The 12,410-nt window shown below is 61.3% G+C and carries 14 protein-coding genes; 4 read left to right on the forward strand and 10 right to left on the reverse strand.

All coding sequences use genetic code 11. The features are described 5' to 3' along the window. Positions 1-435, reverse strand: a 435-nt coding sequence (locus MOV61_RS23340; RefSeq protein WP_247138286.1) for a chorismate synthase, incomplete at its 3' end; no start/stop codon positions are given. Positions 436-569: 134 nt separating this feature from the next. Beyond that, positions 570-3,731, reverse strand: a complete 3,162-nt coding sequence (locus tag MOV61_RS23345; protein ID WP_247138287.1) for an EAL domain-containing protein — start codon at positions 3,729-3,731, stop codon at positions 570-572. Between the two features lie 301 nt (positions 3,732-4,032). Between MOV61_RS23345 and MOV61_RS23350 the strand changes: the two genes are divergently transcribed. Further along, entirely contained in the window at positions 4,033-4,293 is a 261-nt protein-coding gene (locus tag MOV61_RS23350; protein WP_038540593.1) for a DUF1344 domain-containing protein, read from the forward strand. A gap of 57 nt (positions 4,294-4,350) precedes the next feature. Here MOV61_RS23350 and MOV61_RS23355 read toward each other — a convergent pair whose 3' ends face one another. From MOV61_RS23355 to MOV61_RS23370, 4 genes are all read right to left on the reverse strand, one after another. Continuing rightward, positions 4,351-4,938 carry a histidine phosphatase family protein gene (locus MOV61_RS23355; protein WP_247138288.1) on the reverse strand — a complete coding sequence of 196 codons (588 nt, stop codon included), beginning with the start codon at positions 4,936-4,938 and terminating at the stop codon, positions 4,351-4,353. Between the two features lie 22 nt (positions 4,939-4,960). Beyond that, complete coding sequence (gene fabI / locus MOV61_RS23360) at positions 4,961-5,779, reverse strand: enoyl-ACP reductase FabI (protein WP_038540600.1); 819 nt, start codon at positions 5,777-5,779, stop codon at positions 4,961-4,963. Positions 5,780-5,930: 151 nt separating this feature from the next. Beyond that, positions 5,931-7,097, reverse strand: a complete 1,167-nt coding sequence (locus MOV61_RS23365) for a DnaJ C-terminal domain-containing protein (RefSeq protein ID WP_247138289.1) — start codon at positions 7,095-7,097, stop codon at positions 5,931-5,933. Positions 7,098-7,375: 278 nt separating this feature from the next. Beyond that, positions 7,376-7,834, reverse strand: coding sequence for an RT0821/Lpp0805 family surface protein (locus tag MOV61_RS23370; RefSeq protein ID WP_247036849.1), 459 nt, complete (start codon positions 7,832-7,834; stop codon positions 7,376-7,378). A gap of 64 nt (positions 7,835-7,898) precedes the next feature. Between MOV61_RS23370 and pdxH the strand changes: the two genes are divergently transcribed. Next, positions 7,899-8,519: a pyridoxamine 5'-phosphate oxidase gene (gene pdxH / locus MOV61_RS23375; protein ID WP_247138290.1), complete on the forward strand. Its 621-nt coding sequence runs from the start codon at positions 7,899-7,901 to the stop codon at positions 8,517-8,519. 65 nt (positions 8,520-8,584) lie between these two features. Continuing rightward, positions 8,585-8,896 carry a helix-turn-helix domain-containing protein gene (locus MOV61_RS23380; protein ID WP_038540611.1) on the forward strand — a complete coding sequence of 104 codons (312 nt, stop codon included), beginning with the start codon at positions 8,585-8,587 and terminating at the stop codon, positions 8,894-8,896. 1 nt (position 8,897) lies between these two features. On the opposite strand, the gene MOV61_RS23385 is transcribed toward MOV61_RS23380, so the two are convergent. From MOV61_RS23385 to MOV61_RS23395, 3 genes are all read right to left on the reverse strand, one after another. Beyond that, entirely contained in the window at positions 8,898-9,215 is a 318-nt protein-coding gene (locus MOV61_RS23385) for a type II toxin-antitoxin system RelE/ParE family toxin (protein WP_309493843.1), read from the reverse strand. Positions 9,216-9,244: 29 nt separating this feature from the next. Beyond that, the gene (locus tag MOV61_RS23390; protein WP_247138295.1) at positions 9,245-10,228 is read right to left on the reverse strand and encodes a polysaccharide deacetylase family protein; all 984 of its coding nucleotides are present in this window, start codon (positions 10,226-10,228) and stop codon (positions 9,245-9,247) included. A gap of 164 nt (positions 10,229-10,392) precedes the next feature. After that, positions 10,393-11,184 (reverse strand): sulfite exporter TauE/SafE family protein, encoded by a 792-nt coding sequence (locus MOV61_RS23395; protein WP_247138291.1) that lies wholly within the window; start codon positions 11,182-11,184, stop codon positions 10,393-10,395. Between the two features lie 127 nt (positions 11,185-11,311). Here MOV61_RS23395 and MOV61_RS23400 point away from each other — a divergent pair, with 127 nt between their 5' ends. Next, positions 11,312-11,620, forward strand: coding sequence for a pyrophosphatase (locus MOV61_RS23400; protein ID WP_247138292.1), 309 nt, complete (start codon positions 11,312-11,314; stop codon positions 11,618-11,620). A 78-nt stretch (positions 11,621-11,698) separates the two neighbouring features. On the opposite strand, the gene MOV61_RS23405 is transcribed toward MOV61_RS23400, so the two are convergent. Next, on the reverse strand, positions 11,699-12,410 hold a 712-nt coding region (locus tag MOV61_RS23405), incomplete at its 5' end, for a metallopeptidase TldD-related protein (protein WP_247138293.1).

A 12,410-nucleotide genomic window follows, 5' to 3' on the forward strand; every position in this document is an offset into this window, starting at 1 on the left:
CGCCCCGGCGGCAACGCGGGCTGCCGTCTCGCGGGCCGAAGAGCGGCCACCGCCGCGATAGTCGCGGATGCCGTATTTGACATCGTAGGTATAGTCCGCATGGCCGGGGCGGTAGCGGCGGGCGATCTCGCCATAATCCTTGGAGCGCTGGTCGGTATTCTCGATCAGCATCGAGATCGGCGTGCCGGTTGAAATCATCGTTTCGCCGTCGGCGTCCAGCATCACGCCGGAGAGCACCTTGACGATGTCGTCCTCGCGGCGCTGCGTCACGAAGCGCGACTGTCCGGGCTTTCGCTTGTCCATCCATGCCTGGATTTCCGCCAGCGTGAAGCGGATGCCGGGCGGGCAGCCGTCGACCACGCAGCCGAGCGCCGGGCCATGGCTTTCGCCCCAGGTGGTGACACGGAAAAGGTGACCGAAAGTGTTGTGCGACATGGCGTTACAGGACCAGCTGTGGCGGAGCTGGCCTTTCGCCAACTTCTGACGCGGTTGTCATATGGAAAAGGTTGGCGGGCGACAAGTCTTTCTTGCCAGAACGGTCACACCCGCCAAGCTGAACAATCGCGGCTCTAGGCGGCGGCCCTGCGCCAGCCCGCGTGCGCGGCTGCGGTGAAATCGTCGAACGAAAGCGGCCGGGCGAAAGCATAACCCTGCAGCAGGTCGCAGCCGAGTTCGCGCAGAAGGCTCGCATGCTGCATGGTCTCGACGCCTTCCGCCACCGTCTCGACGCCGAGCGAACGGGCAATATCGATGATGGAGCGCACCAGAGCGCGTTCCTGCGGCGAAATCAGGATCGGCATGACGAGCTGGCGGTCGATCTTCAGCCGCTTCGGCTTCAGCTTCAAAAGGCTGACGATCGAGGTATGGCCGGTGCCGAAATCGTCGATCTCGATGTCGATGCCGAGTTCCTTGATGCGTTCGAGATTGCTGGTCGCGGCCGCTTCGCTCTCGTCGAGGAAGATCGATTCCACCAGTTCGAAGGAAATCTCGCCGGGCACGATCGCCAGCGTCTGCAGCGTGTCGATCAGCGCTTCGTCATTGAGGCGTTTTGAGGAGACGTTGACGGAAACCTTCGGCACCCGGACGCCGAGTGCGGCCCAGCGCATCTTGTCCTTCAGCACCGTCTGGAGCACGATATGGTCGAGTGCTGCCGAGACGTTCAAATCCTCGGCAATCTTCAGGAACCGGTCGGGCGCAAGAATTCCGTGGTGCGGATGGTTCCAGCGGATCAGTGCCTCGACGCCGGTCAGCTGGTTGGTGCGGGCATCGAACTGCGGCTGGTAGAAGGTGATGAATTCGTCATTGTCGATGCCGGTCAGAACCTCGTCGGCGGTGCGCTTGTGGCTGACGATCTCGGCCTGCAGGTTCTGCGTGAAGAATTCGTAGCGGTTGCGGCCCATGCCCTTCGCCCGGTAGAGCGCGATATCGGCATTGACGAGCGTGCGGCGTGCATCGACATTCATGCCGCTTGCCTGGGCGATGCCGATGGATACGCCGCAGCGGCAGGCGAAACCTTCAAAGTCGATCGGCTGGTGGAATTCGGCGATAATGCGCTGGGCGAGCTGGCTTATCTCCTCGGCGCCCGAATTGTCGGTGGCGAGGATCACGAATTCGTCGCCGCCGATGCGTGCGACGATGTCGCCGCTGCGGACGTTGCGCGAGAGGATGCGTGAGGCGTGCACGAGCATTGCGTCGCCCGCTGCATGGCCGAGCGTGTCGTTGATCTGCTTGAAGCGGTCGAGATCGAGATGCAGGATCGAGAATTTCTGGCGCTCGTTGTGGCTGGTGCGCGACAGCCGGTCGAGCTCCATGTCGAGCTTGCGGCGGTTGGCGAGCAGGGTCAGCGGGTCATGCAGCGAATTGTGCTCGATGCGGCTCTTGGCGAGTTCGAGTTCGGCGTTCTTCGCATCGGCCTCGTCCTTGGCGGCCTTCAGTTCCCGGGTCAGGATCGCATCCTGGGTGACGTCGAAGGCAATGCCCACCACCTTCTGGGATCCGTCGCGCATCGTATGCACCTTGCCGATGGAGCGGATATAGCGGATCGAACCATCCGGTTGGGGCACGCGCACGACCAGCGGACCCGCCAGGAAGTTCTCGGTGAAATTGTAGGAGCTGCGCTTGGCGTGCTCCCGGTCGTCGGGATGGATGAGCTCGATCCACGTGTCGACCCGGACGAAGCCGTCGGTAAAGGGGATGCCGTGCAGCTGGCACATCCGGGCGTCCCAGGTTTCGATATGCGTGACCGGATTGGATTCCCATATGCCGCAATTGTAGGAATCAAGCGCCAGATCGAGACGGCTCGACAGCTCTTCCAGGTCCTGCTCGCGGTTCGACAGTTCATCGAGCGCCAGTTCCAGTTCGGCATTCTTGATGTCGGTATTTTCCTTGGCGTTGCGCAGCGTCTGCGTCATCACCACGTCGCCGGTGACGTCCCAGACAATCCCGGTGGTGCGCAGGGTGCCGTCGGCATTGCGATAGTTCGCACCTGCCGATTTCAGGTATCGCAGCGTGCCGTCCGGCAACTGCACCCGGTAGGTTTCGCTACAGGGCGTGTTGCAGGAGGCGCAGTCGGCGAAATGTGTCTCCGCTGCCGTCCGGTCCGGCGGATAGATCGATCCGAGCCAGTCGTAGAGACGGTTGCCCTCGCTGGTTGCCGGCTTGTCGTGCAGCCCCGCGGCCCGCTTGTCCCAGAACAGACTGTTGCCGTTGCCCGTCACCTCCCAGATGCCGATATTGGAGGCTTCCATGGCAAGGTTGAAGCGCTGCGACAGCTCGATGAGATTAAGCTCGCGGGCTTTCAGTGCCTCGATATTGCGGTTGCGTTCGGAAATCAGCGAGGTGGCGATGAAGATCGGCACGATCACCCCGAGTGCGGCAAGCATGATGGCGAGGCGGAACCCGAGCTGGTTGGGCGGCACGATGTCCCAACCGGAACGGGGAGCGGCAAGCAGCGTCCAGTTGGCGCCGTTGATGGGCACCGTCCATTTCATCGGAGATTGGTTTTCGATGGAATCATTGCCGAAGAAGGCGAAATATTGCGGCCTGTCGTCGTCCCGCAGAACGACGTTCAGCCAGTCGAGATTGATCAGGTTCGGTTTCCTTGCCGCGGCAGGGGAGAAGGTGACGCCGGATGCCTCCATCAGGCCCTGCTTGTCGATCAGCACGGCGATCGCGCCCCAAAGGTCCCCACCGTCCTCTTCCTTCGATACCGGTACGACGAGCGTCAGATCTCCTTCCTGGGTGCCGCTCAGCAGAGATACGCGGTTGCGGCCGCTCACGGATTTCAGGTCGTTTGCAAGGCGCAGCAGATCGATTTTGCCGATCTTGCCCGCCCCGCCGCCGACAATGCCGTCGCGCGTGATGACCTGGGCAAGCTCGAAATTGGGTGCGACCGCGACGCCCGAAAAATGCGTGACTTCGCCAAGTTGCTTTTCGACATGGCGCTTGAATGTATCTGCCGATCCGCTGAAATCGTCCCTCAGCACGTGAACCAGATGATCGGTGGCGGCGATGTCGGTCTCTACGCGTACGATGAGGCGCCGCGCCAACAGGCCGCCGACTTTTTCCGTCGTTGCCCGCAGGTCGCTGCGAAAGCCTTCGGTGTAACGTTGGTCGATGATGACGCCGATCGAGATGACAGCAAGGGTGATAACGAACGCGATTGTCGTCGGGGTCTTGGTGCTGCGTGCGAAGCGCAGTGATTTGGAACCGGACGACGGCCAGAATTTCACGTGCGCGAACCTTCTCATTAACCCCTGTGGCAGACGGTCGAGCCTATGGGGCGGGGGTTAATTTACGCTTTCACGGCACCCTACAAACTTTGGTCCGATTTATTGTAAGGGAATACTTGGGATTGGTTTCGCAAATGCCGCCGGGTCCCCCCGCAGGGCGGTATCCCACCCTTGAAAAGCGTTAACAATCAGGTCATTACTTATACGCAAAATGTCACGGTAACGGGCGATTTTTGCCACAATCGGGAGGCTATCTGTGCGTCGGAACAAGACATCATCGACCTCATCAAGGCTTCCGACCATGCGCATCCTGATTGCTGCTCTGCTTGCCACTGCCAGCATCTTTTCGCCCCTCAACAGCTGGGCTCAAAGTGCCGACGTCGAAGCCACGATCAAGGCCGTAGATGCGAAGGCGCTCAACTTAACGCTCGACGACGGAAAGACCTATAAAGTGCCCGAGGAATTCAATTTCGAGGGCTTGAAGGCCGGCGTGAAAGTGCTGGTCTTCTACACGGTCGTCGATGGCAACCGTGTCGTCGACGATCTCCAGATCGTTCAGTAATACCGCAGAATTAGCGAAGTATAATTTAGAATATACGCCGCGCTGCGGATATTCCGATCAGAGCCATGCCATCCGGCTGAGGTCGGTATCGATCATCAGGATGCGGTCCTGTGGGGTCGGAACGGTGGCCGCCTCGTCTTCGTCGAGATTGCCGATCAGCCGGAAGAGCGAGCGGATCACCCCGCCGTGGCTGATGCACACGGTCGGCCCGTCGACGGACTGCAGCCAGGCGCCGATCCGCCAGCAGAGAATCTCATAGCTTTCGGCAGAGATGCCCGGCGGAATGAAGCTCCACTTCTGCTCGGCCCGGGCGGCGAGCCGGTCCGGAGAAATCCGGCTGATCTCATCGAGCGTATGGCCTTCCCAGTCGCCGAAGGAGACTTCGATCAGCCGCTCGTCGGTCCGGTAGGCGAGGGGATCCAGCCCCATGGCGGTGCGCAGCCGTTCCATTGTTTCGCGGGTCCGCGACAGCGGGCTGGCAACGAAGGAGAAACCTTCGGCCGCGCCGATCATCTCGCGCAGCCGCTCGCCGTTCCGCGTTGCCTGAGAACGGCCGAGCGCATTGAGAGGAATGTCCTGCTGGCCCTGCAGCCGGCCTTCGGCATTCCAGTCCGTCTGCCCGTGGCGGATCATGTAGATGAGCACGGCAGACGTCCCTGGAAGAGCATCAGTCCTTGATGACCGAAATGTCCGGCGCATCGACGGCCTTCATGCCGACGACATGGTAGCCGCTGTCTGCGTGATGGGTTTCGCCGGTGACGGACCGCGACAGGTCGGACAGCATGTAGAGGCCGACATCGCCCACTTCCTCGATGGTGACGGTACGGCGCAGCGGCGCATTGTACTCGTTCCACTTGAGGATGTAGCGGAAGTCGCCGATGCCGGAAGCGGCAAGCGTCTTGATCGGCCCGGCCGAGATCGCGTTGACGCGGATGTTCTTCGGACCGAGATCGACGGCGAGATATTTGACGCTGGCTTCGAGCGCGGCCTTGGCGACGCCCATAACGTTGTAGTTCGGCATGACCTTTTCGGCACCGTAATAGGTGAGGGTCAGCATCGAGCCGCCGTCGGTCATCAGCTTTTCCGCCCGCCTTGCGACCGACGTAAAGGAATAGACCGAGATCTGCATCGTCTTGGCGAAATTGTCAGCCGAGGTGTCGACGTAACGGCCGGTCAACTCGTCCTTGTCGGAAAAGCCGATCGCATGCACGAGGAAGTCGATCTTGCCCCAGTGCTTTTCGAGATTGGCGAAGACCTCGTCGATGGTCGATTCGTCGCCGACGTCGCAATGGCCGGCCATGTAGGCGCCCAGTTCAGCAGCCAGCGGCTCAACGCGCTTCTTGAGTGCGTCGCCCTGGTAGGTGAATGCAACTTCCCCGCCTTGGCTGTGGATGGCCTTGGCAATGCCCCACGCGATCGAACGATTATTGGCAACGCCCATGATGAGACCGCGTTTGCCTGCCATGAGGCCGGAAGCCTGAACCATTCATAGTCCCCTGATACCTTAGATGAACGCTGCCTATGACATAGGCGGCTCAAGGGTTCAAGCTGAGTTGGATCATCTCGTGTTAGTAGCCGTAACAAAGGGTGCGCAGCGGTGAATACCGACGCAAAACTGTCATACTGGGCAAGGCCCGTCAGACATACAGTCCGTGGCGCATGTGCCGCATCAGGTCGGTGACCTTTTCGTTCGGCTTTTCCCACAGGACGACGCGCAGTTCGACGACGAGATCGCCGCGGCCGCCCGCATCGTCATTGAGGCCGAGGCCCTCCAGCCGGATCGTCTGGTCGGAACCGGACCAGGCCGGAATGCTGATGCTGCGGTTGCCTTCCGGCGTCTCGACCGATGCGTCGCCGCCGAGCACCGCGTCTTCGAGCGAGATCGACAATGTCGTGTGAAGATCGAAACCTTCGACCCGGAAACGGCTGTCGCGGGCAATCTTGATCGAGGCGAGGAGGTCGCCGGATTTCATGCCGGTGAGCTTGAGGCCCTGGCCCTTGAGGCGCGCCACATGGCCTTCGGTCATGCCCCTTTCCAGGGCAAGGCGCACTTCGCGGTCGTCGGCCATTTTCAGCGTGATCGTGTTGAGCTTCAGGAGATCCTCGACGGTCACCGTGGCTTCGACGGAGATATCCGGTGCCTTTTCCGGAGCCGGCGTCGTGCCGCGGAAACGGCGCACGATGGAGGCGATCAGGTCGATGGCAAGGGCTGGAAGCGGCGGTCTCTCGCTCCCCGATGGATCTGCCTTGGCCGTTTCGACCGAATCGCCGCCCCCCTGCGCCGTGCCGCCCGCCTGAGCTTTTGCCTGCTCGGCCGCCGCGGCGCCGAAGATACGCTCGATCATGTCCTCCGGCGTTTCGCCTGCAGGGCCGGACTGATTCTGGGGATGGGCCTGAGATTGGGCCTGAGATTGGGAATGTGATTGGGTTTGCGATTGGCCGCGAGCCTGTGCTTGCGGTTGCGCCTGGGACTTGGCGTTTTGCGCATTGGTCTTGGCGAGCTCTTCCATGACCTTTTCGGCGTTGGCCTTTGCGACCTTGGCGCGTTCGGCGGCTTCGCGGGCGGCATTGCGCTGCTGCATGATGGTTTGGTGCATCTCGGCGGCCCTGTCGTATCGCTTGCGGCGCTCGGGATCCTTCAGGACCTCGTAGGCCTGGCCGATCTCTGCGAAACGGCTCGTCGCAGACGGATCGTCCTGGTTCTGGTCTGGATGAACGGTCTTGGCCTTGGCGCGCCAGGCTGCCTTGATTTCGTCGGGCTCGGCATTGCGCTTCACGCCGAGAAGAGAATAGGGATCACGCATCGTGGGACCACCGGTTACCTGAAACGGCGGGTCCCCGCTTGATCCTTGGACCCCCCCATTATTCGTCACAACTCCGACAGCCGTCCGCCGGTTCCTCATGTCCCGGACAGATTACTGCTTACGTCGGGAGAGCCTATGTTAGGACTTGTGAATCAGTGGTTACACAGCCGCCGGCAGCACTCGTTAAGGTAAACGAATCGTTTCCAGCACGAATTACGCAAACGCCCGAAAACCGTTTCCTTGCAGCCGCATCGGGTGTGGGGCAGGGATGACGGCGACTACTGGCGGTCGAAGGCCGTCAGCATCCAATCGCCGCTGCCGGTGAGGCAGGTCTGGCCGGAAAACATCGCAATACCCTCGTAGGAATGCCGCGTGGTGGTGAAGGCGCGGCAGATCTGCTCGCCGTTGCGGGCCTCGCGGATCTGCGAGACGACGCCGGCGCTGCCGGTGGCGGTATTCGCCCACGGAACCGAGGCTGCGCCGACCTTTGCAAGATCGGCCGAGGAGACCGCATTGCGCACCGTCGCCTCGTCGGAAAGCGTAGCGCCGGTGTGCGGCTGTGTGCCCGGCACGGTGCCGGTCGCGATCGAGCGGTCGACTTTCGGGGAACTTCCGAAGAGATCGAGGCTGCTGGTACAACCGGCAAGCGAAAACCCGGCAAGGCAGAGGGCGGCTGCCCGTCTGCCGAGGAGAAACGACCTCTTTGTGCGGCTCTTCGACTTTGCTATCACTACCACCGTGCGTCCTGTCCGACTGAAAAACTCGGGCATTTTTCATGAGATTGGGAGTATTTTAGTCAATATGTCTGAGAGCGGGTTAACAACTGGTGACTTCACCGCCGAGAACGAGCCTTTCGCGCTTTTCGGTGCCTGGCTGAAGGATGCCGAGGCCTCCGAACCCAACGATCCGAATGCCGTTGCGGTTGCGACCGTCGACGAAAACGGCATGCCGAACGTTCGTATGGTCCTGTTGAAGGGGTATGACGAGAACGGTTTCGTCTTCTATACCAATTTCGAAAGCCAGAAGGGCCGCGAGATTCTCGGCCAGAAGAAGGCGGCCATGTGTTTCCACTGGAAATCGCTGCGCCGACAGGTTCGCCTGCGGGGTGAGGTGGAGGTGGTGAGCGATGCGGAGGCGGATGCCTATTACGCCACTCGCGCTCGCGGCAGCCGCATCGGCGCCTGGGCGTCGAAACAGTCCCGCCCGCTCGAAACCCGTTTCGCGCTCGAGAAATCGGTTGCCGAATACACCGCAAGATACGCGATCGGCGACATTCCGCGGCCGCCCTACTGGTCCGGTTTCCGCATCAAGCCGGTATCGATCGAGTTCTGGCACGACCGCCAGTTCCGGCTGCACGACCGCATCGAATTCCGCCGCCCCGTCGCCGACGGCCCGTGGGAAAAGGTGCGGATGTATCCGTGAGCTATCATTGACCAGGCATGTATTTATATCTAGATTATACGGAAATCCGTATATCGAGGACGAAGATGGAACGCCTGGTCTTTGAGAATATCTTTGACGTCGTCACGGAGGATCCGATCGAGGCTGCCGATCTGCGGTTTCGCTCGGATCTGCTCACCACCCTGGTTGCCATCTTCGAAGACAGGAAATGGAAGCAGGCGGATATCGCCGAGGCTCTCGATGTTTCCCAACCCCGCGTCAGCGAATTGATGCGCGGCAAGATTCAGCTTTTCTCGGCGGACAAGCTGATTGGTTATCTCGCAAAGCTCGGTGTGCGCCTGAAGCCATCGTTCAGCGCCGAGCATAAGGTAATCTGTGAAGTGGTCGCGGCGGCCTGATCTATTTGCGGTTTTTGACGATCTGAAGCATCGTCTTGTGACGATCCTGGACGGTCTCCATTGCCTTGCGGTCGACGCCGTTGGTCGTTTTGGTGAAGGCATGGAGAATGAAAACCGTATCGAGGTATTTGGCACAATAGACGGTGCGATAGGCCGGGCTACCGTTCTCTATGAGCTCGATAATGCCGTTACCGATGCCCTTCAGGTGCTTGAAGTCCGAGAGAGGCTGTAGTCCTTCCTGGACGCGCTGAAGGTCGTTGGCGAATTGGATCTGGATATCTTTTGGAAGTTCCTGGAAGGCCTTTTTTCGCGGAAGAATTCACGAATTCAAAGGACTTCGCCATGCTCTCACCGCCCGATCGCGAACGGGATGCCTGACGCGAGGGCCGAGACGTAGCGCGGCTGCTGGTAATAACCGTTGAGCGAGATGCGCGGCAGGCCGGTAAGCCTGTTGACATATTTGGCGCAGAGCGTGCCCGGCTGGGTCGTGACCGCGACCGAAAAGCCGAGTTCCTTGGCAATCGCATAGTCGCGCTCGGAAACCGCGGCGCGGCTGCCATAGGGATAGGCGATCGTTTGCGGACGTTCGCCGGTCAAAGCCTCGATCCAGTCGGCTGACTGCTTCATCTCCGCACGGGCGTCTTCCGCCGAAAGCCGGGCGACGGCCCGGTGGCTTGTTGTATGGGCACCGAGCGAAGCCAGCGGATGGGTGGCGACCGAGCGCAGTTCCTCGGCATTCATGGTGAGATCGGCAGTGATCTTCAGCGGGTTGACGCCGTGTTTTCTCGCCAGCGCATCGATCCGCGAGACGGCGGTCGATTCTTCGACTTCGAGGACATAGCTGGAGAACCGGTCGAAGGCATCGAATTTTCGGGCCTCGGAGGTGAGGTCGAGGACCTCGGACCCGCCGCCGAAGTCGAACGTCACCTCGCGTTCGCGTCCGAGCAGTTCGGCAACCGTCTCCCACCAGAGCGAATGGGTCCGCTCGGCAAATCCGCGGGTGACGAAAATGGTGAACGGCACGCCGTAGCGGGCAAAAACGGGCAGGGCGTATTCGGCGTTGTTGCGATAACCGTCGTCGAGCGTGAAGGCGGCGAACGGCTGCTTGGTCGGCGCGGCAAGCCGTGTGGGCACATCGCTCAAGGGGATGAACTCGTAACCCTCCGCCGAAAGCCGTTCGATCGCTTCGCCAAGGAAATCCGGCGTCACTTCGAGGTGGCCGCTCGGTTTCAGCGGACGGCTCTGTTTCGGCCGCACGTGATGGAGCGTGAAGATGGCGCCGTGGCCGCGGGCATTGGGCATCATTCCGGCACGTGCAAGCGCTGCGGCCATGTCGAGGCCACCGGCGACAAGCCGGCGTTTGACATCCCGGCGCCAAAGCGCCTGAAACCTCTCCTTCGTGTTCCCCACCGCGATCACGCCCACGTTACTTCGGTGAGGCCGACCCTACTCTTGGACGGGTTAAGTCTTGCTGAATAATCCGTGCTGAATCCTGCTCAGGGCCGCAGCGCATCGAAAAGCGGCAGGCTGACGATCGCCGCCATGGCGATCAGCAGAAAGCAGATGCGCCGAAAGGTGCCTTCGGAGGCAAATCCGAACAGTTTCGAACCGGCGGTCACCCCGAGGCCGTAACCCGGGCCGGCGATCAGTGCGAGGGCAAGGACGTCGAGCGTCAAAAGGTGCCCGATGACATAGGCGGTGGCCGAGATCACCGTCGAAAGCGCAAAATAAAGGATGAGATTGGCGCGCACGGTGAGCGGCGGAATGGCGCCGCCGAGCCAATAGGCGACGACCGGAGGGCCGGAAAGCTGCGCCGCACCGCCGAACAGGCCGGCCAGCGCTCCGACGCCGATGGTCAGCGGCGTCTTCGGCTTGCCATGATAACGCCAGCCGGAAATCAGGAAGATCAGCAGGCAGAGCACCACAACCGAGATCAGCCAGCGCAACGCCGTTGGATCGATCAGGGCCAGCAGCGTCGTACCCGCCGGTACGCCGACCAGCGTACCGATCAGCATCGTGCCCACTTCCCGCCGGTTCGCCCGCCTCCACCCATCCGGCAGCATGCCGAGCGTCGTCACCCCGTCGATGACGAGCAGCAGGGCCGGGGCGATCTTCGGGCCGACGGCAGCACCTGCAAGCGGAACAAAGATCAGCGCTCCGCCGAACCCGGAAAACCCGCGTGCCAGTCCGGCGATCAGCGCCGAGAGGAAAAGAAAGACGAGCTGCGCCGCCCCGTGGCCCGGAACCCATGCGTCCAGCAAGGCAGAAATCGGATTGGCGGAGTCCATGGAATGCCGTGATGCGGATGAGATCGGATGGCCCGCACCTGCCGGGGTTTGGGTGAGGGTGTCAAGCAAACCCTCTGGACACGGCGCTGGAATCGGCATTCTCCTGTGGATACAAAAGGAGAACATTATGCTGGGCAAACTTACCGAACAATTCGAGGCGGCATCCACAACCTATGCCGAAACCCACGGAATGATCCGCGATCCCGACTGGTTTCTCCTGAAGCTGCAGGAGGAGATGGGCGAACTGACCCAGGCCTGGAATCGCGCCACCGGCCGCGGACGGAAAAAGGGCAGGAGCGACGCGGATCTCAGCCGCGACCTTGCCGACGAGACGGCCGATCTTCTCGGCCACGTCCTGCTGTTTGCCCACAACAACCGGATCGATCTTGTATCGGCAATCGAGCGGAAATGGCTGTTCAGGCCGGATGAGGGGTGAGTTTGAGGCTCATACGCCGGCATTGGGATTTGGCGATAGAAACCTCAGCGTTTCTATCGCCAGGCAAATTGCTCCGCCTTACGCCTTGGTCCCACCCACCGTTACCTGGTCCATCCGCAGATGTGGCTGGCCGACGCCGACGGGGACCCATTGGCCGCCCTTGCCGCAATTGCCGATGCCGGTGTCGAGTTTCATGTCGTTGCCGACCATCGAGACGCGGCGCATCGCATCCGGGCCGTTGCCGATCAGCATGGCTCCCTTGATGGCCGGGCCGATTTTACCGTCCTCGATCATGTAGGCCTCGGTGCAGCCGAACACGAACTTGCCGGAGGTGATGTCCACCTGGCCGCCGCCGAAGGAGACGGCGTAGATGCCCTTCTTCACCGAGGCGATGATCTCTTCGGGCGATTTGTCGCCGCCGAGCATGTAGGTATTGGTCATCCGCGGCATCGGCGTATAGGCATAACCCTGCCGGCGGCCATTGCCGGTCGGGCTGACGCCCATCAGCCGGGCGTTCTGGCGATCCTGCATGTAACCGACCAGCTTGCCGTTTTCGATCAGCACGTTGTAGGCCGATGGCGTGCCTTCGTCGTCTATGGTGATCGAGCCGCGGCGGTTGTCGATCGTGCCGTCGTCGACGACGGTGACGCCTGGCGCCGCGACCATTTCCCCCAAAAGACCGGCAAAGGCCGAGGTCTTCTTGCGGTTGAAATCGCCTTCCAGCCCGTGGCCGACCGCCTCGTGCAGCATCACGCCCGGCCAGCCGGAGCCGAGCACGACGTCCATCGTG

The sequence above is a fragment of the Neorhizobium sp. BETTINA12A genome, from assembly GCF_023006485.1.
Taxonomy (GTDB): Bacteria; Pseudomonadota; Alphaproteobacteria; order Rhizobiales; family Rhizobiaceae; genus Neorhizobium.

What these genes read in the sequence shown, in the direction of transcription:
- MOV61_RS23350 (WP_038540593.1), top strand. Translation starts at nt 4,033, where the DNA reads ATGCGCATCCTGATTGCTGCTCTGCTTGCCACTGCCAGCATCTTTTCG.
- fabI (WP_038540600.1), bottom strand. Translation starts at nt 5,779, where the DNA reads ATGGTTCAGGCTTCCGGCCTCATGGCAGGCAAACGCGGTCTCATCATG.
- MOV61_RS23365 (WP_247138289.1), bottom strand. Translation starts at nt 7,097, where the DNA reads ATGCGTGATCCCTATTCTCTTCTCGGCGTGAAGCGCAATGCCGAGCCC.
- pdxH (WP_247138290.1), top strand. Translation starts at nt 7,899, where the DNA reads ATGTCTGAGAGCGGGTTAACAACTGGTGACTTCACCGCCGAGAACGAG.
- MOV61_RS23380 (WP_038540611.1), top strand. Translation starts at nt 8,585, where the DNA reads ATGGAACGCCTGGTCTTTGAGAATATCTTTGACGTCGTCACGGAGGAT.
- MOV61_RS23390 (WP_247138295.1), bottom strand. Translation starts at nt 10,228, where the DNA reads ATGGCCGCAGCGCTTGCACGTGCCGGAATGATGCCCAATGCCCGCGGC.
- MOV61_RS23395 (WP_247138291.1), bottom strand. Translation starts at nt 11,184, where the DNA reads ATGGACTCCGCCAATCCGATTTCTGCCTTGCTGGACGCATGGGTTCCG.
- MOV61_RS23400 (WP_247138292.1), top strand. Translation starts at nt 11,312, where the DNA reads ATGCTGGGCAAACTTACCGAACAATTCGAGGCGGCATCCACAACCTAT.